Origin of the sequence: Streptomyces sp. B15 (assembly GCF_018070605.1) — a bacterium.
In the GTDB taxonomy this organism is placed as follows: domain Bacteria; phylum Actinomycetota; class Actinomycetes; order Streptomycetales; family Streptomycetaceae; genus Streptomyces; species Streptomyces smyrnaeus.
On record NZ_JAGPXJ010000019.1, the window covers coordinates 34,729 to 57,631 of the forward strand.

A 22,903-nucleotide genomic window follows, 5' to 3' on the forward strand; every position below is an offset into this window, starting at 1 on the left:
TTGCCCGCGCCGGACCGGAGGTATATGGGTCGCGGCCGGCGGAACCGGCTCCGGCACAGCTGCCGGGTCAGCCCTCGGCGGCCTGAGCCGCGGCCCGCCGGGCGATGTCCGTGCGGTGGTGCGAGCCGGCCAGCCGCACCCGGCCGACCGCCGCGTACGCCCGCTCGCGGGCTTCGGCGAGATCCACCCCGGTCGCGGTGACCGACAGCACGCGGCCACCCGCGCTGCGCACCGTGCCGTCCTCGTCCGCCCTGGTTCCGGCGTGCAGGACGTACGCCTGAGGGCCGTCCTCCTGTTCGATCTCGGCCAGGCCCTCGATGACATCACCCGTACGAGGCCCCGCCGGATAACCGTCGGCAGCGACCACGACGGTGACGGCCGCGCCGTCGCTCCAGCGCAGCGCCGGGAAGTCGGCGAGCGCCCCGGTGGCCGCCGCGTACAGCAGCCCGCCCAGCGGCGAGCGCAGCCGCGCGAGGACGGCCTGCGTCTCCGGATCGCCGAACCGGGCGTTGAACTCGATGACCCGCACACCGCGCGAGGTGAGGGCCAATCCCGCGTACAGCAGCCCGGAGAACGGGGTGCCGCGGCGGCGCAGCTCCGCCACGGTCGGCTCCAGGACCGTCGTGGTGATCTCGTCCACCAGCTTCGGGTCCGCCCACGGCAGCGGCGAATAGGCGCCCATACCGCCGGTGTTGGGGCCCTCGTCGGCGTCGTACGCGCGCTTGAAGTCCTGTGCGGGCTGCAGGGGAACGACGGTCTCGCCGTCGGTCACCGCGAAGAGGGAGACCTCCGGGCCGTCCAGGAACTCCTCGATCACGACGGCGCCACCGCAGGCGCGGGCGTGGGCGCGCGCCTGCTCGATGTCGTCGGTCACCACGACGCCCTTGCCCGCGGCCAGGCCGTCGTCCTTGACGACGTAGGGCGGGCCGAACGCGTCCAGCGCGGCGTCGGCCTCCTCGGGGTTGGTGCACACATAGCTGCGCGCGGTCGGCACCCCGGCGCCCGCCATGATCTCCTTGGCGAACGCCTTGGAACCCTCCAGCATGGCCGCCTCGGCGGACGGGCCGAAGACGGGGATACCGCGTTCGCGGACCGCGTCGGCGACGCCCGCCACCAGCGGGGCCTCGGGGCCGATGACGACGAGGTCGGCGCGGACCTCCTCGGAGGCGGCGAGCGCGGCGACCGCGTCACCGTCGAGCGGGTCCACGGCGTGCGGCGTGGCCACCTCGGCGGTCCCGGCGTTGCCGGGCGCACAGTGCACGGCGCCGACCTCGGGGTCGAGGGAGAGCGAGCGACAGATTGCGTGTTCGCGGGCACCGCCGCCAATGACCAGAATCCTCACGCCGCCAACCCTAGCGGGCCGTGCGCCGCCGCTTGAGCGGCCCTTACGAGTGATACGGCGGCGCCCTATACCCGATCGTGCGCCACTTCTGGGGGGAAATCGGCGCGGATCGTCGGCGTGGTCCCACTTTTGGCGGTAGGAAGGGAGGCCGCCGGAGCGCCGGGACCACCGGGACCGCCGGACACACGACGAAGGAGCATGGGTGAAGCGGGTCAAGCAGCCGGATCTGCTGGGGCGGGGGTTCCCGTCCGGGGACTGGAACGAGCCCGCCGAGCGCCTCGAAGAGCTGTACCAGTGGGTGGAGCAGGAGGCGATGCGCCTCGTCGAGTGGTATCTGGCGGACCGGGTACGCAAGCGCCGGTGGGCGCGCTGGCTGCGGGGCGGTGTGGTGGCAGGGGCCGCCGTGGGCGCCCTGGTACCGCTCGCCGATCTGGCGGGCGTCGCCTTAGCGCAGGGGCGCTCCGGCTACATCGGCTATGTCGCGCTGCTGTGCGCCGCCGTCTGCGCCCTCGCGGACCGCTGGCTGGGACTGACGTCCGGATGGATGCGGGACGTCGCCGCCGCGCTGGCCATCCATCGGCGGCTGGAGACGCTGCGGTACGAGTGGGCTGCCGAGAACGTCCGCGAGGTCCTCGGCCCGGCCGAGGGGACGGCCGGTGAGGCGGCCGAACGGGCGCTCGCGGTGCTGCGGCGCTTCTCGGAGGACGTGAACGAGACCGTACGCGCCGAAACGGTCGACTGGATGGTCTCCTTCCGTACCGCGGGCTCCCCCCTCGTACTGGCCTCGCAGAGCGCGGGCCCCGGCGCACGGGGCACCCCGCTGCGCCGGCTGCCGCCACCGCCCAACGGGTCCGGGGGCTGGGCCACCATGCCCCGCCAGCGGCCACCGGGCGGCTGACCGGTGGTCCCCGCCCTCGCGGGGCGCGCCTCCCCGGCCCGCGGGCCGGTGCGGGAGGCGCGTCCGCGCGAGGGCGGTCAGCCGAACACGATCATCGACCCCTGGGCCAGACTGCGGGTGGCGGCCGCGTGCAGGCTCAGCCACACGTGCCGCTCCCTGCCGAAGGGGGTGCCGTCCTCGTAGCCGATGGCGGCGGAGGCCGCGGGCTCGTCCAGTTCGGTGGGGCGCAGCGGCGCGGCCGGCGCCGGCGGCGGGTTGTCGGGGTCGATCCCCAGGTGCGGGCCCACCAGCTGCAGTTCCCGCAGCAGGCCGTGGCTGGAGCCCAACGGGCCGCCGCCCTCCAGCAGTTCGTCGTCGTACAGCGGGGCCTGGAAGTCCACCGGGATGTAGGCGCCCGCGTGGTCGTAGTGCCACACCAGGTGCGACTGCTGCGCCGTCTGCTCGAACATCTCCAGGAGTTGCTCGTAGTCGCTGCCCAACTCCCCCACCGGCGTGACCTCCAGGCCGGAGGCCAGCAGCAGATAGGCGCGGCGCAGATAGTGCAGGGCCTCGTAGTCGAAGCCGGCGACCGGGGCGACGTCGCCGGAGAGGCCCGGCATGTAGCCGAAGACGGGCACCGTGGGCAGGCCGGCCTCGGTGAGTGCCCTGTCGTAGGTGGCGATCTCTTCCGAGAAGGGGTTGTCGGGGCTGTGGCAGAGCACATCGACAAGGGGTACGAGCCAGAGATCACAGGCCAAGGGGCGCTCCAATACCGTCAGGGACCTGCCTGCAGCCCAGCGTAGTGCGGCCTCCTGCGGTCCGTCCCCTGCCGGGCGCGAAGCTCACGCACCCGTTCCGGACCCGGGTGCGCCCCCGGAGCGCTCCGTCAGCACCCGCAGCACCGCGGAGGCGTGCGTCCACAGCAGTGCACCACCCGCTCCCGGCACAACCCGCCGTACGGCGCCCGGAATCCGTGCCGCCAGCCCTTCCCCCTGGTCGGGCGAGTGGCCGAAGTCCTGGTCGCCGTACCAGAGATCGACCGGCACACCGATCGCCGCCAGGTCGATGTCCCAGCGCCCCATGGCCAGCACCGTGTCGCGGGCATATCCGTCGGGGCCCTGCGTGGACGCCTCCCGCAGCGCACGTCGGTAGGCCACCGCGAAGTCGGCGCTCTCGTAGACGGCGCGGTCGCAGGGCGGGCTGCCGGCCAGCACCATCTCCCACATCCTGGCGGGGGTGAAGGCCGCGAACTCCGCGTGCGCCGCCTCCGGTTCGCCGGTGGCGAGCGCCGTGAGCCGGTACAGGTCGGCGGGGAGTACGTCGGTGAAGGGCGGCTCGGCGAAGCGGGGGTCGGCCACCTCGTCGGCGCCGGAGACCACCGCCAGCGCACGGATCGCCCCATGGGCCGCACAGGCCAGCGCGAAGGGCGCCCCCTGGGAGTTGCCCACCATCGCGGGCCGGTCCAGTCCGCGCGCCCCGGCGAACGCGGCGACGTCGGCGGCGAAGTCCGCGAACGTGCGGCCGGGCGCGGGCGTGGAGGCGCCGAGCCCCGGGCGGTCGAGGGCGATCAGCCGCACGCCGAGCGCGTCGACGACGCCGGCGCCGAAGCCGAGGGAGCAGGTGGTGGCGGCGCCCGGTGAGAACAGGACGGGAACGCCGTCGGCCGGTCCCCACTCCGCCCACCCCAGTTCCCGGCCGTCCGGCAGCGGCGTGCGCCCGGTGCGGGCGGCGGGGGCGACCAGGGGGCGGACGCGATCAGGATGAACGTTCATGCGTCCGATTCTGCGGAGTGGTCCGCCGAGTTGTCCGCAGCATTTTTCCGCAGGCCGTCCGTGCCGGCGCCCCTCGGGCCCGTCGCCGGGCCGTCGGTGGCGGTGTCCGCGCCCACCTGGGCCAGCGCGTGGTGGTTGTAGGTGGCGATGACCTCGCGGGCCGCCCGCGCGTCCCCCGACTCGACGGCGTCCAGCAGCGCGTTGTGCCCCGACCACAGCCGGCCGCGCAGCGAGGCGTACCCGCGCAGCACCGGGACGGCGAACACCCAGCACTGGACGCGGAGCCGATCGAGGAAGTCGCAGACGTAGGGGTTGCCGAGCAGCCCGCTCAACTCCCGCCAGAACCGCAGGTCGTAGGCGATCAGCACATCGAGGTCCCCGGCGCGCGCCGCGCGTTCGGCGGCGTCAGCGCGGCGGCGTACGGAGGCCAGCACCTCGGGCCGCAGACCGCCGAGCGCCCGGCGGGCGACCGAGGCACCGGCGGCGGTCGCCGAGGCGCCCGCGCCGTCCGCCGGCTCCCCGGCGGGCTCCGGGGTGCCCTCGATCCCCTGGAAGACGCCGTCCACCACCAGCTCCCGCGCCTCGCACATGGCCCGGTAGTCCGCGAAGGTGAACTCGTGCACCCTGAAGCCGCGGTGCTGTTCGACGTCCAGCAGCCCCTGCGCCGCGAGATCGACCAGCGCCTCACGGACGGGCGTCGCGGAGACGCCGTACTGCTCGGCGATCTCCTTGACCGTGAAGTCGCGGCCCGTGGCGAGGCGGCCGGCCAGGATCTCGTCGCGCAGTGCCGTGGCGATCTGCGAGCGCAGGGTGCTGCGTTTGATCACGCCCCCGTGCCCCCTGCGTCCGCCGTCGCGGCCCCGGCACCCGCGGTGGTGTGTGCGTCGGCCGCGGTCAGGGCCTCGTCCAGCACGTCCAGACCCTCCTTGAGCTCGGCCTCGGTGATGTTGCACGGCGGTACGACGTGGGTGCGGTTCATGTTGACGAACGGCCACAGGCCGCCGCGCTTGGCCGCCGCGGCGAAGTCGGCCATGGGTGCGTTGTCGGCGCCGGTCGCGTTGTAGGGGACCAGCGGCTCGCGGGTCTCCCGGTCACGCACCAGATCGAGCGCCCAGAAGGCGCCGGTGCCGCGCACCTCGCCGACCGAGGGGTGACGGGCGGCCAGCTCGTGCAGCGCCGGGCCGATAACGGTCTCACCCAGCTGCGCGGCGTGCTCGACGATACCCTCCTCGGCCATGGTGCGGATCGTCGCGACGGCGGCGGCGCAGGCCAGCGGGTGGCCGGAGTAGGTGAGGCCACCGGGGTAGGGGCGCCGGTCGAAGGTCTCGGCGATCTTCGCGCCGATCGCGACCCCGCCGAGCGGCACATAGCCGGAGTTGACGCCCTTCGCGAACGTCAGCAGATCGGGTACGACGCCGTAGAGGTCGGCGGCGAACCAGGTGCCGGTGCGGCCGAAGCCCGCCATCACCTCGTCCAGGACGAGGACGATGCCGTACCGGTCGCAGATCTCCCGGACCCCCGCCAGATAGCCGGGCGGCGGCGGCATGATCCCGGCGGTGCCGGGGATGGTCTCCAGGATCACGGCGGCGACGGTCTGCGGCCCCTCGTACGCGAGCGTCTGCTCCAGGTGGGCCAGCGCCCGCTCGCACTCCTGCTCCTCGGTCTCGGAGTAGAACGGCGTGCGGTACAGGTGCGGCCCGTGGAAGTGGACGACGCCCGCGGTACCGCTGTCGGAGGCCCAGCGGCGCGGGTCACCCGTGAGGTTGATGGCCTGCTGGGTGCCGCCGTGGTACGAGCGGTAGGCGGAGAGCACCTTGGGCCGGCCGGTGTGCAGGCGGGCCATGCGGACGGCGTGCTCGACCGCGTCGGCGCCGCCGTTGGTGAAGAAGATCTTGTCGAGGTCGCCCGGGGTCCGCTCGGCGATCAGCCGGGCCGCCTCGGAACGCGCCTCCACGGCGAAGGCCGGTGCGAAGGTGCACATCTTCGCAGCCTGCTCCTGGATCGCGGCGACGACCTTGGGGTGCGCGTAGCCGATGTTGGTGAAGACGAGGCCGCTGGTGAAGTCGAGGTACCGCTTCCCCTCGTAGTCCCAGAAGTACGCACCCTCGGCGCCCGCCACCGGGAGCGGGTCGATCTGCCCCTGCGCCGACCACGAGTGGAACACATGTGCCCGGTCGGCGTCGTACACCGCCTGACCGGCGGCGGGGTCCGGGACGGAGGTGGCTGTCGAGGCGGCGGACGGATCGGGCGATGAGGGGTGCTGCATTGTCACGGTCGGTACCTCGGTTCACTCGCGTGGTGTCCGCCCGGCCCAGGACGGACGCCTTCCGGGCGGGGAGGCCCCCGGAAGGGTGACAGCCAGCGTAATGTCGCCCTCCACTTCAGCGTGCGGGGAGGGCGTGGAGCGAGGTCGAACGAGGAGAGAAACGCCGAGAGAAACGGCACGAGGAACGCCACGAGCAACGGCACGAGGAACGGCAGGAGAGAGGTATCGCGCCGGCCGACCACCGTCCGCGGGACGGCCGCCTCAGTGCGGCAGCTGCTCCACCAGCAGCACGGCGCCCAGCAGGATCATCGCGATCCCGGAGAGCCGGGTGATGACGCGGGCGGCGGTGGGGCGGGCACGCAGGACGGTACGGGCCAGCGAGCCCACCCCCAGATAGACGGCGCCCGCGATGCACATGTGCAGCAGCCCGAGCAGCCCGATCTGCACGGCGAGCGGCCAGTGGCCGTGCTGGTCGGCGAACTGGGGCAGCAGCGCCACGTACAGCAGCAGCGCCTTGGGATTCAGTCCGCTGACGCCGGCGCCTTTGAGCACCCGGGAGCGGGCGCCCGGTCCCGCGGCGGCGCCCTCCTCGGCGCGCGGCGGCCCCGCCTCCTTCGCCCCGGCGAACGTCGTGGCGCCGAGCCAGACGAGATAGCCGGCGCCCAGCATGGTGAGCGCCGTCAGTACGCCGGGCGTCCGGGCGACCACGGCCGCCACCCCCGCCACGACGACGGCCGTGAGCCCCACGTACCCCAGCATCAGCCCGCCGACAGCCGGCACCACGGACCGGTCCCGCAACCCCGAGGTGATCGCATACGCCCAGTCCGCGCCCGGGACGAGGACGAGAAGAAAGGAAACGGCGAAAAACGCGGCTATGGAGCTGGCAGCCATCGGGCGGTCCTCCCTCTCTGACGGATACAGGGAGGAAGAATAGAAAGAAATGCCCCGAAGGTGTTCCCCGATCCAGTCGCCTGACGCGCCCCCCATGGAAGAATCTCCCCCATGGACGACATGGACCGGCAGATTCTTGCGGAGCTCCAGAACGACGGCCGCCTGACCGTCACCGAGCTGGCCGCCCGCGTGGGCCTCAGCCTCTCCCCGTGCCACCGCCGACTGCGCGAACTGGAACGCAGCGGCGCCATCCGCGGCTACCGCGCCGTGGTCGACACCGACGCCGTCGGCCTCACCTTCGACGCCCTCGTCTTCGTCACCATGCGCCAGGAGGACCGCACCACCATCTCCGCCTTCGAGCAGGCCCTCACCGAACTCCCCCAGGTCGTCCAGGCCCAGCGGCTCTTCGGCGACCCCGACTACCTGCTCCGCGTCGTCACCGCCGACCTGCCCGCCTTCCAGCGCCTCTACGACGAGAACCTCGCCACCCTGCCGGGCGTCCAGCGGCTGAGCTCCACGCTGGTGATGAAACACGTCGTACACGAACGCCCACTGCCCGCGTGATCCGCGGGTGGCGGCTCGCGCACAGTCTTGCTTGACAGCACGCTGTCGAAAAGACAGTATTCTGTCATTCGCCATCGAGCGCCCATGGAGGCCGCCATGACCGTCCATCTCGCCGTGTACGACACCGTCGCCGACTGGGAGTACGGTCACGCCGTCGCCCACCTGCCCGGAGGGGTGCGCACCGTCGGCCTCACCGGCGACACCGTCACCACCAGGGGCGGTCTGCGCATCGAGCCCGACATGACGCTCGACGGTCTGCGGCCCCTGGACAGCAGGCTGCTGATCCTGCCCGGCGCCGACAGCTGGACCAGCGGCGCGCTCGCCGACTTCGCGTACACCGCGCGGGAGTTCCTGCACGCGGGTGTGCCCGTCGCCGCCATCTGCGGAGCCGTCTACGGCCTCGCGGACGAGGGGCTGCTCGACGAGCGCGCGCACACCAGCGCCGCCCGGGAGTTCCTCCAGGCGGCCAACGGCTACCGGGGCGGCGACCGCTACCGCGACGCCGACGCGGTCACCGACCGCGATCTGATCACGGCCGGACCGACCGAACCCGTCGCCTTCGCCCGCGAGATCCTCTCCCGGCTGGGCGTCTACGAGCCCCCCGTCGTGGACGCCTTCTACCGGCTCCACCAGCACTCCGACCCGGAGGCCTACGCGATCCTCGCGGCGGCGCAGGCATGACGGGGCCGACAGCTGAGCAGGGCCGCCCGGTCGAGCGGCCCGTCGCGGCCCACCCGCCGAACGGGACCGAGCTGCTGAGCGAGACCGCACTGGCCGTCTTCCGGCTCAACGGCCAGTTCCTGGCGGCCTCCGAGCTGATCGCCCGTCCGGCCGGGCTGACCGCCGCCTGGTGGCAGGTGCTCGGCGCCGTGCTCCGCGAACCGCTCCCCGTCTCCGGGATAGCCCGCGCCATGGGCATCACCCGGCAGAGCGTGCAGCGCGTCGCGGACCTGCTGGTCGAGCGGGGCCTGGCCGCGTACGAACCCAACCCGGCCCACCGCCGCGCCAAACTCCTCACCCCCACCCGGGAGGGCCGCGCCGCCGTCGAGCGCACCGTCCCCGGCCACGCCGATCTGGCCCACCGCCTGTGCGAAGAGCTCGGCGGCGAGGCCGAGTTCGCCCGGGTGGCGGAGGCACTGCGGCGGCTCTCCGACGCGATGGAGGCCCTTCACCCGGAGAAACCGTGAGTGGTGAGCGGTGAGCGTGACTGGCGGCCGGCGCTGCGGTACGCGCCCGCCGGATGAGCCGTCGGGTGAGCCGTCGGGGCGCCCCGCCCCCGGCAGGAGGGCGCCCCGTGCCCGGACGCGTTACTTCGTCTCCAGGTCCCGTGCGCGGAACCCCGCGAGACCGGCTGCCACCAGGGCGGCGGCCACCAGCGTCAGCAGCACCATCGGGGTCCAGCGCATCTCCTCGGCGGGGAGTTGCGGGACGTGGCCGAAGGGGGAGAAGTTGTTCAGCCAGGCGGGCAGGTCGAGGAGCTTGCCGAGGTAGCCGACGACGAAGCCGTAGACGGGAACCGCCCAGGCGAACGCGGTCGCGCGCGGCGCCCAGCCGAACAGCAGGACGGCGAAGCCGCCGGTCACCCACAGCGCCGGGGCGTAGGCCAGGCCCCCGCCCACCAGCTGGGTGGCCAGGGAGCCGTCGCCCGCGGAGGCGGCCCCCGCCAGGCCGAGGCCGAGCGCGCCGAGCAGCAGCACGAGGGTGCCGCCTACCAGTGCGGCCACCAGGTGGGAGCCGACCCAGCGGGACCGGGACAGGCCGGTGGCCAGCAGGGACTCGACGCGGCCTGCGGTCTCCTCCGAGCGGAGCCGCAGCGTGGCCATCACCACGAAGAGCGAGGCGACGACGACGACCACGAGCATCACCATCGAGGCGAACGACTCCACGAGGCTGCCGCCCGTCTCGGCGAGCGCTTCCCGGACGTCGTCCAGATCCTTGAGCATGTCGTCGACGTCACCGAGGAGCGAGCCGTACATCGCGCCGAGCAGCAGCAGCGCCGCGCCGAAGCCGACGAACAGCCCGCGGTGCAGCCGGACGGCGAAGCCGAGCGGGTGGGTGAGTGCGGCGGAGGCACCGGGGCTGCCCTGCCGGGGCGGCAGCAGGCCGGCGCCCACGTCGCGCCGGGTGCTGAGCACGTACCCGGCGGCGGCCGCGCCGACGGCCAGGGCGAGGGCGGGCAGCAGCGGCCACCAGCGGTTGTCGGCGAAGGGGTAGGCGCGCTGGATCCAGCCGACCGGGGAGAGCCAGGAGACGGCTTCGGTGCCGACGTCACCCGCGGCGCGCAGCGCGTAGGCGGCGCCCAGCACGGCCAGTGCCAGGCCGGAGGCGGCCCGGGTGTGCGCGGACAGCTGCACGGTCACGGCGGCGACGCCCGTGAAGACGAGGCCGATGACGGTGAGTGCCGCGCCGTAGAGCAGGGCTCCGCCCGCGGTGGCGCCGCCGAGTCCGGCGCCGGGCAGCGTCCCGGCCAGCAGCAGGCCGAGCACCACGTTGGCGGTCGCCGCCGTGGCGAGGGCAGCGGTGAGGGTGGCGTGCCGGCCGACGACGCCGGAGCGGACGAGCTCGGCGATGTTGCTCTCCTCGTCGGCGCGGGTGTGCCGCACGACGGTCAGCACGCTCATCAGCCCGGCCAGGATCGCGCCGTAGCCCAGCATCAGCAGGCTGAGCATGGAGGCGGGGGTGAGGTGGGAGAGGTAGTGCTCGGGTCCGGTCATGGCGAGCATGGCGGGGCCGCTGAGGGTCTTGACCATGTCGGCGGCCTTGTCCGGGTCGTCCGGCGCCATGTCCGTGGCCTTCTGGACGGTGGAGAGGGTCAGGAAGACAACCGCCAGCACCCAGACGGGCAGCCGCACCCGGTCGCGGCGCAGCGCGAACAGGAAGAGGGTGCCCGTACCGGCGAGCGCGGTACCGGCCGGCCGGCTCTCCTGGTGCACGGCCCCGGTGCGGGGCGTGGCGTCGGTGACGGTGCTCATCGCGATCCGCCCTCCGTGGCCGGGTCGGTGGACTGTCCGGCCTGGTCAGGGAGTTGCGCGGCCGCGGAGCCGCCCTGGGCCGCCGCCGAGGAGCCGGAGGTGCCCGGGGAGTCCGGGCCGGGGCCGGACGGGGCGTGCCCGCGCTCGGAGAGCTCGTCGCCGTAGTGCCGCAGCATCAGCTCTTCGAGCGTCGGCGGGTGGCTGACGAGGCTGCGCAGACCGAGCCCGCTCAGCCGGCGTACGGCCGCGTCGAGGTGGGCGCCGTCGACGGCGAAGCGCACCCGGTCGCCCTCGGTCACCAGGTCGTGGACGCCGGGCAGGTCGGCGAGGCCGGCCACCTCGGAGCTCGCGCCGGCCGACGTCCCCGGCAGGTCGATCTCCGCCTCGATGGTCGTACGGGTCAGATGGCGCATCTCGCCGAGCGTCCCGGACTGCACGATCTTGCCGAGCCGGACGATGCTCACCCGGTCGCAGAGCTTCTCGACCTGGGACAGGATGTGGCTGGAGAGCAGGACGGTGCGGCCCTGGGCCTTCGCCTGGACGATGACGTCCTGGAAGACGACCTCCATCAGGGGGTCGAGCCCGGCGGTGGGCTCGTCCAGCAGCAGCAGTTCGGCGTCGGAGGCGAGCGCGGCGATGATGGCCACCTTCTGCCGGTTGCCCTTGGAGTAGCTGCGGCCCTTCTTCGTCGGGTCGAGGTCGAAGCGCTCGATCAGCTCGGCCCGCTTCTTGGGGTCCAGACCGCCGCGCAGCCTGGCGAGCAGGTCGATGGCCTCGCCACCGGTGAGGTTGGGCCACAGCTCGACGTCGCCGGGTACGTAGGCGAGCCGCCGGTGCAGGGCGACCGCGTCGTGCCAGGGGTCGGCGCCCAGCAGCCGCGCGGTGCCGGTGTCGGCGCGGAGCAGGCCGAGCAGGATGCGCAGGGTCGTGGACTTCCCCGCTCCGTTCGGGCCGAGGAAGCCGTGCACCTCGCCGGTGGCGACCTCGAGGTCCAGTCCGTCGAGGGCACGGGTCCGGCCGAAGGTCTTGACGAGGCCGGACACGGAGATCGCCGTGGTGGCGGGCGCCGCGGAGCGGGTGGCCGTGATGGACGCGTTCATGTTTTGGAAGCTACGCTCATTTCACAAATTTGTGAAGTTAAGGAAGCGTTAGGGTCGTCCCCAGGACCGCTGAGCAGGGAGAAGCTGACAGACGTGGCAGAAGACTCCGTGGAGGACTACGAGAAGAGGGTCTCCCCCTTCGTCGAACGGTTCGCCGCCGACCTCACCGAGGCAGGCATGCAGCGCATGGCGTCCCGTGTCTTCGCCTGCCTGCTCGCCTCCGAGGACGGCGCCCTCACCTCCGTCGAGCTGAGCGAACGGCTCCAGGCCAGCGCCGCCGCCATCTCCGGCGCCGTGCGCTACCTCGCACAGGTGGGGATGATCTCCCGGCAGCGCGACCCCGGCTCCCGCCGCGAGCGCTACACGCTGCACCAGGACGTCTGGTACAGCACCCTGCTCAGCCGCGACAACGTGCTCAGCCGCTGGCTGGTCACCCTGAACTCCGGCGCCGAGGCCCTCGGCACCGACTCCCCCGGCGGACGCCGGGTGCAGGAGAGCGCGGAGTTCCTCGAATTCATGCAGCACGGGCTGGAGGACATGCTCAAGCGCTGGCAGTCGCGCAAGGGTTGAGCCCTCTCTCGTGCTCCGATGAGGGGGTGCCCCTGGCCCCCGCTTGCGGACTGCGGGTGTGTCGTGGCCGTGGGGGTACCCCCAGCTCGAAGAGCTTGGGGGAGCAGGGTGGGCAAGCGCAGCCTCCACGCGGGTCAGCCTGCTGGTAGGACCAGCTGCCAGGCGCGGGGACGCACGGTCCAGGTGCGGGACTCGGCGGGGGCGGCCGAAGCCCCGGCATCGGCGTCGGCGCGGTAGCGGAAGCCCTCCGGCGCCGAGACCGTCACGGTTCTCGCCCGTACCCGCACGGGCGTGCCGGTCAGCGGCTGGACGGACACCTCGGCGAGCCCGTCGGCGCCGGTCGTCCGCACCGTCACATCCGTCACCGGCCGGTCCGGACCGGCCACCACCGCGCCGTCCGCCTCCACCCGCAGCCGCTGCACCGAGTGCCGGTGCGGCGTACGGGGTGCGGGGGCCGTCGGCACGGCCCGCCGGTCGTCCGCCGTGCGCTCCCCCGCACGGGGCTTGCGGGACTGCGCCGCGCGGGACTGCACCGTGCGAGCCAGCGCCTGATACATCCGCCGCCACGGCGGGGGCGGGGACGCGGGGTTGCCCCCGCGGCGCGGCGGGACGGCGGGCGGATGCCCTTCGGTGCGCAGACCGCCCAGGACGACCCCGTCCTCCTCGTCGACCAGCAGGTCCAGCGCGCGCGGGTTGCCGCGCAGCACCGTACGGGCCGCCGAGACCGCGTCCAGCGGCAGCCCGAGGCTGCGGGCGAGGGCGACCGAGGGCCCGTTGCCGACCGGCACCACCGACAGCGCCGTCTCCGCCAGGGCGCGCTCCCCGTGCAGATGCTGGACCGCGCGCAGCAGGGCCCGGTCGTTGCCGACCAGAACGGGGCGTCTGCCGCCGCGCCGGGCCAGCAGCCGCGGCGTCTGGTCCGGGTCGTCGGGGAGACACAGCTTGAGCCCCGGCGTGCCCGCACGCAGCACGTCACGCGCGATCCGGACGGACTCGGCGTCCGTGAGCCGGGCAACCGGGTCGACGACCACGAGCAGCGGAACCTCCCCCGAGCTGTTCGCACGGGGGGAGCCCCCGGCGGCCTGGTCCACGCTCGCGGGGGGCCTCGCGGAATCTGGAGCCGACACCACGATCCTTCCTCATGAATCCGGAGGGATCCGGATGGTTCCGATGCGTACTTCCCTTGCGTACTGAGGTGGTGCTGGTTCGTACGTCCGTCCGGCTCGGGGCACTCCCCTGTTCGTCACCCGGGAGAATTGTTCGGTAATCTCTCGGTGCAAGAGCCCCTGCCGCTGTTGCGCCAGGGGCTTCCTCTATCTGGGGTACCGGCCTGCGGCTCTTGCGAGGGCGCCGAGTGGCGCCACCGCACGTGGGACATGCCCCGCCCGGAAGGGGTGTACGCCTGTGCCCGCACTTGTGCTGCTCGGTGCTCAGTGGGGTGACGAAGGCAAGGGAAAGGCCACCGATCTGCTCGGTGGCTCCGTGGACTATGTGGTGCGCTACCAGGGCGGCAACAACGCCGGCCACACGGTCGTCGTCGGCGACCAGAAATACGCGCTGCATCTCCTCCCGTCCGGGATCCTCTCCCCGGGGTGCACCCCGGTCATCGGCAACGGAGTCGTCGTCGACCCCTCGGTCCTGCTCTCCGAGCTGAGCGGGCTCCAGGAGCGCGGCGTCGACACCTCCAAGCTGCTGGTCAGCGGTAACGCGCACCTGATCACCCCGTATCACGCGACGCTCGACAAGACGACGGAACGGTTCCTGGGCAAGCGCCGCATCGGCACCACGGGGCGCGGCATCGGCCCCAGCTACGCCGACAAGATCAACCGGGTCGGCATCCGCGTCCAGGACCTGTTCGACGAGTCGATCCTGCTGCAGAAGATCGAGGCGGCGCTCGACTTCAAGAACCAGGTGCTGGCCAAGCTCTACAACCGCCGCGCGATCTCCGCGCAGCAGGTCGCCGAGGAGCTGCTGGGCTACGCGGAGCAGATCCGCGGCTACGTCGCCGACACCACCCTGATCCTCAACGACGCGATCGACGAGGGGAAGGTCGTCCTGTTCGAAGGCGGCCAGGGCACGCTGCTGGACGTGGACCACGGCACGTACCCGTTCGTCACCTCCTCCAACCCGACCGCGGGCGGCGCCTGCACCGGCGCCGGAGTCGGCCCGACGAAGATCAGCCGGGTCATCGGCATCCTGAAGGCCTACACCACCCGGGTGGGCGCGGGCCCCTTCCCGACGGAGCTGTTCGACGACGACGGCGAGGCGCTGCGCCGCATCGGTGGCGAGTTCGGCGTCACCACGGGCCGCAACCGGCGCTGCGGCTGGTTCGACGCGGTCATCGCCCGCTACGCGACCCGCGTCAACGGCCTCACCGACTTCTTCCTCACCAAGCTGGACGTGCTCACCGGCTGGGAGCAGATCCCGGTCTGCGTCGCCTACGAGATCGAGGGCGAGCGCACCACGGAGCTCCCCTACAACCAGAGCGACTTCCACCACGCCAAGCCGGTCTACGAGTACCTCCCCGGCTGGAGCGAGGACATCACCAAGGCGAAGACCTTCGGCGACCTGCCCAAGAACGCCCAGGCCTACGTCAAGGCCCTGGAGGAGATGTCCGGAGCCCCCATCTCCGCCATCGGCGTCGGCCCCGGCCGCGACGAGACGATCGAGATCAACTCCTTCCTCTGAGCACCCGCACGTCCACCGTCCACCCGTTCGGGCCAACCGCGAGGGAATCCCCCTCCGCGGTCGGCCCGGCGGGATCACCCTGGCCTCCGCCTGGAAGGAGGCACAGCATGACGGCTATGGCCGAGCGCACGTCTCGTATGACGGTCGAGGAGTTCGAACGGCTCGCCTCGACCGCCCCCGAGACCGTCACGTTGGAGTTCATCGACGGACGGATCGCGGAGAAAGCAGTGCCGGACGGAGATCGCGGAACGATCACCATGTGGCTGCTGCGGCAGTGCATGCAGTCCCGCCCGGAGCTTGCTCTCCATCCGTTGCAAGGTCTGAAGGTCGGCGCCTGCCGCAAGGGCAGAGCGCGCCCGGACGGCTCGCTCGTACCCATCGATCATTTCGTGGGCCAGGGTGAGTGGGCCGACCCCGCAGGGGTGCTGATGACCGTCGAGGTCACCTCCTACGACTCCGACACCGACCAGCGGGACCGCCGGGAGAAGCCGGCCGCGTACGGGGCGGCGGGTATCCCCGTCTATCTCCTCATCGACCGCGACCGGTGCGAAGTCGTCGTCCACACCAATCCGAACCAGGAGGCAGGCCGCTACCGCGATCTGCACACGGCGTCGTTCGGGGAGCAGGTGGACATCCCCGATCCGGGCGGGATCTCGTTGGAGACGGAGCCGCTGAAGCGCTACGTGCACTGAGGCCCGCGCCCTTCCAGGGCGCGCAGCAGCAGGTCGGCGACGCCGTGTGAGACCGCTGTCGCGGCTGCGGCGGCGCCGATGCCGAGCACCACCTCCCGTGCGGTCGTCGGGCGGAGTACGCCCGCTGCGCGCAGCCGCTTGCGGGCCCGGGCGGTGAAGGGGATCACCAGCAGCGGGGAGGTCACCGAGCCGGGGGTGGAGCCGCGGGTGGCGGCGGCCTGGGCGAGGTGCAGGAGGCCGTGCAGCCCGAATCCTCCCCCAGCTACCGCTGGGAGGTGCCCCCAGCGCCCCCTGGTAGAAGCCGCCGCGGCCCCCCGTGCGGTAGCCGTCCGCGGCTGCCGCCGCCACGATGACGGCCATGACGCCGACCGCGGTGGCGAACCGGCGGCCGTCCATCGACTCCAGCCGCGCCCACAGCGCCTCCGGTACGCCGGGTATCCGCTCCCGCAGCTCGGGAAGGCGGGTACGGGTCCAGCGGGGCATCATGGCTACTTCCTCCGCGTCGTGCAGCGCCCATGCCGCGAACAGGCCCAGGGTGACGCCGACTTCTACCGCCTCGGTCCGGTCTGTGTTCGTGGGGGAAGCGTGCCGGGGGGCGAGCGAGCGGGGAGCAGCCGCCCCGTGGATGTCTGCCGATTCGGGGGTCCGCGCACCTCGGACGCGTCCGTGCGGGGTATACGACCGGCACATACGGACTAATGATGATCGTTCAGCTGCGAGGTGTGGAAGGGGTCTCGACGCACAGGCAGAACCGCGCGAGACCGCGCACCAGACCCGCAAGGAGCACCTATGCGCATCCGCACCGCGACCGCAGCCGCCGTCCTGGCGTCCGCCGCCGTCCTCGGCTCGGCGGGCACCGCCTTCGCCGGCGACAGCAACTGGTCCTCGTTCGCCCAGGACTTCAGCCGGCACAGCCTGGACGCGCGAGTCAGCAGCAGCGACAACGACACCACCTCGATCAAGAAGTTCGAGACCACCAACGTCTCCGACAACCTCATCACCGACTTCAACACGGGCGCGAGGATCGGCGAGCTCGAACTCGACTGAGCCGTCACACCCCGGGGCGCTGCCGCGTCCACACGCCTCCGGCCCCGCCGACAGCGGGGCCGGACGCGTGTACGACGTACTAGCGAAGGGAGCGGACCAGCACGTCGAAGGCGGGGGTGCGGGGGGTGATGGGGGAGTAGTGGCCCACGCCCGGCATGAGGTGGAGGCGGGCGCCCCAGTTGTTCGCGTAGCGGCGGGAGAGCTCGATGGGGACCTCCTGATCGGCGGTGCCGTGCAGGATCTCCACCGGTGGACGGGGCAGCAGCCGCATGGGGTCCGCCTCCGACAGCAGGGAGGCGACCTTGTCCTCGCCGCCGAGCAGATCGGCGACCACTCCGCCGTTCAGCCGCATCTGGTGGGCCCGCTCCAGGTCGGCGACCGGAGCCACCACGACCACACGCCCGGCGGCCCGTTCCCGCTTGGCCGCCGCCCACAGGGCCAGGTGGCCGCCCGCCGAGTGACCGAACAGCACGCTGGGCACCGCGCCCAGGTGGTCGAGGGCCGCGTCGACGTCCTCGACCGTCGCGGGCCAGCCGCCGTCCCCGCCGATCCTGCGGTACTCCACCAGTGCCACCGGTATGCCCTGGCCCGCCAGCGCGGCGGCGAACGGTGACAGGTGGCTGCGGTCCCATTCCTCGCGCCAGAATCCGCCGTGCAGCAGCACCACCCGGCCACCCGCTGCGGCCTCCCCGTACAGGTCGATGACCTGCGAGGGGTGCGGCCCGTACCGCTCCTGGCGCTCCGGCGCGGCCGGCTGCAGGTCCAGCAGGGCCTTGTACTCGTCCTGGCTCATCGCATTCCCCCGGTCACCTGACCAAGGACGCGGGCGGCACGCTCGACGTCCTGGAACGCAGTGTAGAGCGGGGTGAAACCGAAGCGCAGGACTCCGGGACGGCGGAAATCGCCGACGACACCGCGCGCGCCGAGCTCCCTCATCACCGGCTCCGCCCGCTCCGCCGGGTCGCACAGCAAGGAGATCTGGCTGCCGCGCCGCGCGTGTTCGGCCGGGGTCACCGAACGCACCGAGAGCCCTCCGCCCGCCGAGCCGCCCGCCGAGGCGTCCGGCCCGTGGGCGGCGACGCAGCGCAGGAAGAAGTCGGTGAGTGCCAGCGACTTGGCCCGTACGTCCTCGATCCGCACCCCCTCCCAGACGCCGAGCGCCGTCTCCAGCGCGGCCATGGACAGGATGTCCGGGGTGCCCACCCGGCCGCGGACCGCGCCGCTCGCGGGCTCGTAGTCGGGCGCCATGGCGAACGGGTCGGCGTGCGAATTCCAGCCGGGCAGCGGGGAGTCGAACCGCTCCTGGAGTCCGTCGCGTACATAGAGGAAGGCGGGCGCCCCGGGGCCGCCGTTGAGGAACTTGTAGGTGCACCCCACCGCGAAGTCCACTCCGTGCGCGTCCACTCCCACCGGCAGCGCACCGGCGCTGTGGCACAGGTCCCAGACCGCCAGGGCGCCCGCCGCGTGCACGGCGGCGGTCAGGGCGGGCAGGTCGTGGAGGGCGCCGGTGCGGTAGTCGACGTGGTTGAGCAGCACGGCCGCCGTGCGGGGACCCGCCGCGGCGGGCACGTCCTCGGGCGCGAGGGGGCGCAGCGTGCAGCCGGTGAGCCGCGCAGCGGACCCGGCGATGTAGCCGTCGGTGGGGAAGGTGGCCGCGTCGACGAGGAGTTCGTCGCGTGCCGGGTCGTCCTGCCGCGCGATCCGCACCGCGCCGACCACGGCCTTGAGGACGTTCACGCTGGTCGAGTCGGAGACGACGACCTGTCCCGGTGCAGCGCCGATGAGCGGCGCCACCAGCGCGCCGACCCGCTCCGGCATGGTCCACCAACCGGACTCCTCCCAGGACCTGATCTGCAACCGGCCCCACTCCCGGGAGACGACCTCCGCGAGCCGTCCCTCGACGGCCTTGGGCAGCGCGCCGAGGGAGTTCCCGTCGAGGTAGACGGTGGCCGGGTCGAGCACGAAGTGCTCACGCAGATGGGCCAGGGGGTCGGCGGCGTCCCGGGAGAGGGCTTCCTCGGCCAGTTCGCCGGCCGGCACCGGTGCGGGAACCGCGGTGGGGTCAGACATGGCTGCGCGCCGTCCACAGCTCGGGGAAGACCTGCTTGGCGGCCCGCTTCTCCAGCCAGGCGACCCCTGCCGAGCCGCCGGTGCCGACCTTGGCCCCCATCGCCCTGCGGGTCGCCACGAGGTGGTCGTTGCGCCATCGCCAGACCAGCTCGGCGACCTCGGTCAGCGCCTCACCGAGCCGGTGTGCCGCGGAGCCCGGGTCGCCCTCGTAGACGCGTACCCATACGGCTTCGACGCCCGGGTCGGGCTCGTGTTTGCGGGCGACGTCCCGGCGCAGCACCTCTTCGGGCACGTCCTCCCCCTGCCGGGCGAGGAAGCGCAGCGCCTCGTCGTAGAGGCTCGGTTCGTGGAGCGCCTTCTCCAGTTCGGCGTGCACCCGGGGCGATCCGCGGTGCGGCACCAGCATGGAGGCGGACTTGTCGCCCAGCAGGAACTCCAGCCGCCGGTACATCGCGGACTGGAAGCCGGAACCCTCGCCCAGCGCCGAACGGTAGGCGTTGAACTGGGCCGGGGTCAGATGCGCCAGCGGCTCCCAGGAGGCGTTGAGCGAGATGAGCTCGTAGGTGGAACGCTTCAGGGCCGCCAGCGCGCCCTCGATGTCGTCCTGCCGCAGCCGGGTCGCCGCCGTCTGCCACTCGTGCACGATGACGGTGAACCACAACTCCATGACCTGGGTGGTGACGAGGAACGCCATTTCTCCGGGGTCGTCGGAGAGCGGGTCCTGGAGGTGGGTGAGGACGTCGGCGCGGACGTAGTCCTCGTACGGTGTGGTGCCCGCGAAATCCAGTACCGGGGCATCGGGGTCGTGTGACATCGCTGTCTCCACTCGCTGTGCTTCCGGGTAGCGGTCCGCTCCTTCCAGATAGACATCGGAGCCCCGGTCCCCTCGGGCCCCTGGGGGCCCACTGGCATCATGCGCGCTGTGCGACGGCGGCGGCAAGGTCACCCGTCTCGAAGCGGGTGCCCTCACCACCGCCGTACACCCACCGGTCACCGGGCGCCGGTCACCAGTGCCGACAACCGGCTCAGCCCAGGGTCGCGGCCGCCGTCGGTGAGCTCTCCTTCAGGAAGGAGGAGCACCGCTCGTACTCATCCTGCTCTCCGATCGCCTGGGCCGCACGCGCGAGGGCGTGCAGGGCGCGCAGGAAGCCGCGGTTCGGCTCGTGCTCGAAGGGCACGGGTCCGTGCCCCTTCCAGCCGTTGCGGCGCAGCGCGTCCAGCCCGCGGTGGTAGCCGGTGCGCGCGTAGGCGTACGACTCGACGACGCGGCCCGCCTCGAACGCGTCGTCGGCGAGCTGCGCCCACGCCAGCGACGAGGTGGGGTACTGCGCGGCGACCTCGGCGGGTGCCGTCCCGGCGGCGAGCAGCTCGCGGGGCCCGGGATCGTCGGGAAGGTGGGTCGGGGGCGGACCCCCGAGCAGGTTTTCATGAATGGCCATGACTCCCAGTGTGCCTGTACGGACCGACGTCCTGGCGCCTCCCCCGGGGTCAGGGCGCCGCCTGCCCCGGTAGGCCCTGCCCCGCGGCCCCCGCGGTCTCCCGCGGGGCGAACAGCCGCTGGAAGAACTGGATCAGCGGCCCGATGGTCAGCGCGTGGACCACCGTGCCGATACCGACGGCACCGCCCAGCAGAAAGCCCGTGACCAGGACGGTGACCTCCAGCACCGTCCGCACCAGCCGGGTGGAGCGGCCGGTGACCCGGCACAGCCCCGTCATCAGACCGTCCCGGGGCCCGGGTCCGAAGCGGGCGGCGATGTACAGGCCGGTCGCGGCTCCGTTGAGCACCACGGCGACCAGGAACAGCGGGACCCGGACGAGCAGCGGTTGCGGCGTGGGGGTCAGGGCCAAGGTGGCGTCCATCGACAGGCCCACCAGCAGCACGTTGGAGACGGTGCCCAGGCCGGGTCTCACCCGCAGCGGCACCCACAGCAGCAGCACGGCGGCGGAGGCCAGGACCACGACGGTGCCGATGCTCAGCCCGGTGTGCTCCGCGACGCCCTGGTGGAAGACGTCCCAGGAGTTGAGGCCGAGCCCGGCGCGCAGTTGCAGGGCGACGCTCACGCCGAAGAGGACCAGCCCCGCGTAGAGCTGGGTGAGCCGGCGCGGGACGTTGCCCCGCGCCAGGCCGAGGGCGTCGCGGAGCCCGACGGCGCTGCGGAAGGGGCGCGAGGAGGGGTCCACGCCCCCATCGTGGCGCGGCCGCGCCCGGGCGAGGCGGGGAACGCTCGGCCCGGCCGGTGGCAACCACGCAAAGCAGCCATGTCTCAGCGGCCTCTCGTACCGCCTCCCTGCTTTCCCGTCACCTGCGCTCCGCCCCACCAGGCACGCCTGCCCGGAGCAGGCCCCCGGCGCCCCGCACACGATGACGGAGATGAGTCTGCCGTACCCGCCCGGGATGGCGTGATTCTTACCGAATGGACTTATCCAACGGGGACAGTGGCCGGCGCCGCCCGGCACCACGGGACGCGGCGTGGCACTGGTTCGAGGAGTTCCTGTGCCGGCCGCACGGCCGGCTGGGGCGGGACGGCCAGGTCTGCCCGTTCGTCGGCCCGGCGATGGAGGCGGAGACGCTGCGGGTGGCGGAGTGGGAGGTCGGGCCGGAGCCGGACGTGGCGGATCTGGTGGCGCTGGTGCACCGGATGGTCGACACCTTCCAGGAGATGGAGTGGCCGATCCGCAACCGCACGCTGCACGCCTTCGTCGTCGTCCTCACCGGCCTGGACGCGGCTGCGCTGCCGCTGCTGGACGAGGCGCACCGCAGGGTCAAACCGGAGCTGGTGCGCCACTACCTGATGCTCGGTCAGTTCCACCCGTCGTGCGACGAGCGCGCGGCCCGCAACCCGGGCCTGCGGGTCTCGCGGGCGCCGGTACCGCTGTTCGCCCTGCGGCACATGGCCTTCCACGACGTGCTGTTCCTGGACGACGACGAGGAGTGGTTCGGCGCCTACCACGCGCGGTTCGGCCGCCGGTACGCCTCGGTGACGATGCCCGACCGGCTGTTCGCCGACCGGTACGCACGCGCCTGCGAGAAGTGGCTTGCGGGGTGCGGCGCGTGACGGCTGCGAGCCACAGCGGCCACGGCGACCACGGGTGCGACGGCGACCACGGCGGCGGCCACGGCTGCGAGCTGGGCGGCAAGGGCAGCGACGCCGAGCGGGCCCGACTGGCGGCGCTGCGCGACGGCGAGCCCCTGGTGGAGTTCGCGGGCGGCACGACCCCGTACATCGACTACCAGTCCATCGACGTCCTCCTCTCCCTCCAGCAGCCACGCTCCGACGCACCCGCCGAGCTGCCCTTCTACGTCCTGGGTCAGGTCAAGGAGCTGCTGTTCAAGCTCCTGTACGAGGAGCTGGTGCGGGTGCGGTCGCTGCTGGACGAGGACGAGGTGTGGCAGGCGACCTGGGTGCTGCGCCGGGTGCAGCGGGAGGCCGGGCTGCTGTGTTCGACCTGGGACGTGCTGGGCTCCCTCGCCCCCACCGAGTTCAACGCCTTCCGCGACAGCCTGGGGCAGGCCTCGGGCCTCCAGTCGTACATGTACCGGATGGTGGAGTACGTCCTCGGCAACAAGGACCCCCGGCTCGCCCGCCCGCATCTGGGCGTCCCCGGGGTGGCCGAGCAGGTGCGCCGGGCGCTGGAGGAGCCCAGCGTGTACGACGCGGCCCTGGCGCTGCTCGCCCGGCGTGGCGCCCCGCTCCCCGCGACGGCGCCGGAGCGCGACTGGTCGCAGCCCTACGCACCCAGCGACGCGGCCGAGCGGGCGTGGGCGCAGGTGTACGCCAAGGGCGGCGCCCCGGGCGGGGGCCCCTCCCGGCCGGAGTCCGGAGGAGAGCTGTTCTGGCTCGCCGAGGCGCTGGCGGACGTGGCCGAGGCGATGTGCCGCTGGCGGTCCCTGCATCTGCTCACCGTCGAACGGATCATCGGCACCAAACCCGGCACGGGCGGCACGCACGGGGTGGCCTGGCTGCGCCGCGTGAGCGAGCACCGGTTCTTCCCCGACCTGTGGGCGGCGCGGGGACGGCTATGAGGGCGCGAGGACATCAGGCGGCGGAGGA

General features: G+C 72.9%; 24 protein-coding genes and 1 pseudogene. 10 read left to right on the forward strand and 15 right to left on the reverse strand.

Features of this window, described 5'->3' with window-relative positions; genetic code table 11:
* Positions 1 to 67: 67 nt before the first annotated feature.
* Positions 68 to 1,342, reverse strand: coding sequence for a phosphoribosylamine--glycine ligase (gene purD / locus KBY19_RS11705; RefSeq protein WP_185017699.1), 1,275 nt, complete (start codon positions 1,340 to 1,342; stop codon positions 68 to 70).
* Positions 1,343 to 1,544: 202 nt separating this feature from the next.
* On the opposite strand from purD, the gene KBY19_RS11710 reads away from it, so the two are divergent.
* Positions 1,545 to 2,240 carry an SLATT domain-containing protein gene (locus KBY19_RS11710; RefSeq protein WP_099883081.1) on the forward strand — a complete coding sequence of 232 codons (696 nt, stop codon included), beginning with the start codon at positions 1,545 to 1,547 and terminating at the stop codon, positions 2,238 to 2,240.
* Between the two features lie 77 nt (positions 2,241 to 2,317).
* On the opposite strand, the gene KBY19_RS11715 is transcribed toward KBY19_RS11710, so the two are convergent.
* The 5 genes from KBY19_RS11715 to KBY19_RS11735 form a co-directional block, all read right to left on the reverse strand.
* Entirely contained in the window at positions 2,318 to 2,977 is a 660-nt protein-coding gene (locus KBY19_RS11715) for a hypothetical protein (protein ID WP_099883079.1), read from the reverse strand.
* Between the two features lie 84 nt (positions 2,978 to 3,061).
* A complete protein-coding gene (locus KBY19_RS11720; protein ID WP_210955943.1) occupies positions 3,062 to 3,991 on the reverse strand; it encodes an alpha/beta fold hydrolase in 930 nt (309 codons plus the stop codon).
* Positions 3,988 to 4,818, reverse strand: a complete 831-nt coding sequence (locus KBY19_RS11725) for a GntR family transcriptional regulator (protein ID WP_210955942.1) — start codon at positions 4,816 to 4,818, stop codon at positions 3,988 to 3,990. The genes KBY19_RS11720 and KBY19_RS11725 overlap by 4 nt, the downstream gene beginning before the upstream one ends.
* Positions 4,815 to 6,257 (reverse strand): aspartate aminotransferase family protein, encoded by a 1,443-nt coding sequence (locus KBY19_RS11730; protein WP_099883073.1) that lies wholly within the window; start codon positions 6,255 to 6,257, stop codon positions 4,815 to 4,817. Before KBY19_RS11730 ends, KBY19_RS11725 begins: the two co-directional genes overlap by 4 nt.
* A gap of 261 nt (positions 6,258 to 6,518) precedes the next feature.
* Positions 6,519 to 7,148 (reverse strand): LysE family translocator, encoded by a 630-nt coding sequence (locus KBY19_RS11735; protein ID WP_099883070.1) that lies wholly within the window; start codon positions 7,146 to 7,148, stop codon positions 6,519 to 6,521.
* Positions 7,149 to 7,259: 111 nt separating this feature from the next.
* Between KBY19_RS11735 and KBY19_RS11740 the strand changes: the two genes are divergently transcribed.
* The 3 genes from KBY19_RS11740 to KBY19_RS11750 all read left to right on the forward strand — a co-directional run bounded on the left by KBY19_RS11740 (position 7,260) and on the right by KBY19_RS11750 (position 8,899).
* On the forward strand, positions 7,260 to 7,712 hold the full coding sequence (locus tag KBY19_RS11740) for an Lrp/AsnC family transcriptional regulator (protein ID WP_099883068.1): 453 nt from the start codon (positions 7,260 to 7,262) through the stop codon (positions 7,710 to 7,712).
* Between the two features lie 96 nt (positions 7,713 to 7,808).
* The gene (locus KBY19_RS11745; RefSeq protein ID WP_099886663.1) at positions 7,809 to 8,393 is read left to right on the forward strand and encodes a DJ-1/PfpI family protein; all 585 of its coding nucleotides are present in this window, start codon (positions 7,809 to 7,811) and stop codon (positions 8,391 to 8,393) included.
* Positions 8,390 to 8,899: a MarR family winged helix-turn-helix transcriptional regulator gene (locus KBY19_RS11750; protein WP_099883066.1), complete on the forward strand. Its 510-nt coding sequence runs from the start codon at positions 8,390 to 8,392 to the stop codon at positions 8,897 to 8,899. Before KBY19_RS11745 ends, KBY19_RS11750 begins: the two co-directional genes overlap by 4 nt.
* A gap of 120 nt (positions 8,900 to 9,019) precedes the next feature.
* Here KBY19_RS11750 and KBY19_RS11755 read toward each other — a convergent pair whose 3' ends face one another.
* The gene (locus KBY19_RS11755; protein ID WP_210965714.1) at positions 9,020 to 10,684 is read right to left on the reverse strand and encodes an ABC transporter permease; all 1,665 of its coding nucleotides are present in this window, start codon (positions 10,682 to 10,684) and stop codon (positions 9,020 to 9,022) included.
* A complete protein-coding gene (locus KBY19_RS11760) occupies positions 10,681 to 11,784 on the reverse strand; it encodes an ABC transporter ATP-binding protein (RefSeq protein ID WP_247690880.1) in 1,104 nt (367 codons plus the stop codon). Before KBY19_RS11760 ends, KBY19_RS11755 begins: the two co-directional genes overlap by 4 nt.
* 93 nt (positions 11,785 to 11,877) lie before the next feature.
* On the opposite strand from KBY19_RS11760, the gene KBY19_RS11765 reads away from it, so the two are divergent.
* A complete protein-coding gene (locus tag KBY19_RS11765) occupies positions 11,878 to 12,354 on the forward strand; it encodes a MarR family transcriptional regulator (RefSeq protein ID WP_307842448.1) in 477 nt (158 codons plus the stop codon).
* Positions 12,355 to 12,488: 134 nt separating this feature from the next.
* Here the strand turns inward: KBY19_RS11765 and KBY19_RS11770 are convergent, their stop codons facing one another.
* The gene (locus KBY19_RS11770; protein WP_099883058.1) at positions 12,489 to 13,445 is read right to left on the reverse strand and encodes a hypothetical protein; all 957 of its coding nucleotides are present in this window, start codon (positions 13,443 to 13,445) and stop codon (positions 12,489 to 12,491) included.
* Between the two features lie 313 nt (positions 13,446 to 13,758).
* On the opposite strand from KBY19_RS11770, the gene KBY19_RS11775 reads away from it, so the two are divergent.
* A complete protein-coding gene (locus KBY19_RS11775) occupies positions 13,759 to 15,042 on the forward strand; it encodes an adenylosuccinate synthase (RefSeq protein WP_099883056.1) in 1,284 nt (427 codons plus the stop codon).
* A gap of 107 nt (positions 15,043 to 15,149) precedes the next feature.
* Entirely contained in the window at positions 15,150 to 15,734 is a 585-nt protein-coding gene (locus tag KBY19_RS11780; RefSeq protein WP_210965715.1) for a Uma2 family endonuclease, read from the forward strand.
* Here KBY19_RS11780 and KBY19_RS11785 read toward each other — a convergent pair.
* Positions 15,722 to 16,268: pseudogene (locus KBY19_RS11785) on the reverse strand (HXXEE domain-containing protein). The gene KBY19_RS11780 and the pseudogene KBY19_RS11785 overlap by 13 nt on opposite strands.
* A 255-nt stretch (positions 16,269 to 16,523) precedes the next feature.
* Between KBY19_RS11785 and KBY19_RS11790 the strand changes: the two are divergent.
* Entirely contained in the window at positions 16,524 to 16,781 is a 258-nt protein-coding gene (locus KBY19_RS11790) for a hypothetical protein (RefSeq protein ID WP_099883052.1), read from the forward strand.
* A 79-nt stretch (positions 16,782 to 16,860) separates the two neighbouring features.
* Here KBY19_RS11790 and KBY19_RS11795 read toward each other — a convergent pair whose 3' ends face one another.
* The 5 genes from KBY19_RS11795 to KBY19_RS11815 all read right to left on the reverse strand — a co-directional run bounded on the left by KBY19_RS11795 (position 16,861) and on the right by KBY19_RS11815 (position 20,975).
* Positions 16,861 to 17,574 carry a S9 family peptidase gene (locus KBY19_RS11795; protein ID WP_099883050.1) on the reverse strand — a complete coding sequence of 238 codons (714 nt, stop codon included), beginning with the start codon at positions 17,572 to 17,574 and terminating at the stop codon, positions 16,861 to 16,863.
* Entirely contained in the window at positions 17,571 to 18,851 is a 1,281-nt protein-coding gene (kynU, locus tag KBY19_RS11800) for a kynureninase (protein ID WP_099883048.1), read from the reverse strand. The genes KBY19_RS11795 and kynU overlap by 4 nt, the downstream gene beginning before the upstream one ends.
* Complete coding sequence (locus KBY19_RS11805; RefSeq protein WP_099886662.1) at positions 18,844 to 19,665, reverse strand: tryptophan 2,3-dioxygenase family protein; 822 nt, start codon at positions 19,663 to 19,665, stop codon at positions 18,844 to 18,846. The genes kynU and KBY19_RS11805 overlap by 8 nt, the downstream gene beginning before the upstream one ends.
* A 211-nt stretch (positions 19,666 to 19,876) precedes the next feature.
* Positions 19,877 to 20,290 (reverse strand): DUF3151 domain-containing protein, encoded by a 414-nt coding sequence (locus KBY19_RS11810; RefSeq protein ID WP_099883046.1) that lies wholly within the window; start codon positions 20,288 to 20,290, stop codon positions 19,877 to 19,879.
* A 49-nt stretch (positions 20,291 to 20,339) separates the two neighbouring features.
* On the reverse strand, positions 20,340 to 20,975 hold the full coding sequence (locus tag KBY19_RS11815) for a YitT family protein (RefSeq protein ID WP_099886661.1): 636 nt from the start codon (positions 20,973 to 20,975) through the stop codon (positions 20,340 to 20,342).
* Between the two features lie 290 nt (positions 20,976 to 21,265).
* On the opposite strand from KBY19_RS11815, the gene KBY19_RS11820 reads away from it, so the two are divergent.
* Complete coding sequence (locus KBY19_RS11820; protein ID WP_210965716.1) at positions 21,266 to 21,907, forward strand: DUF6875 domain-containing protein; 642 nt, start codon at positions 21,266 to 21,268, stop codon at positions 21,905 to 21,907.
* On the forward strand, positions 21,904 to 22,875 hold the full coding sequence (locus KBY19_RS11825) for a tryptophan 2,3-dioxygenase family protein (protein WP_307843494.1): 972 nt from the start codon (positions 21,904 to 21,906) through the stop codon (positions 22,873 to 22,875). Before KBY19_RS11820 ends, KBY19_RS11825 begins: the two co-directional genes overlap by 4 nt.
* Positions 22,876 to 22,903 lie beyond the last annotated feature (28 nt).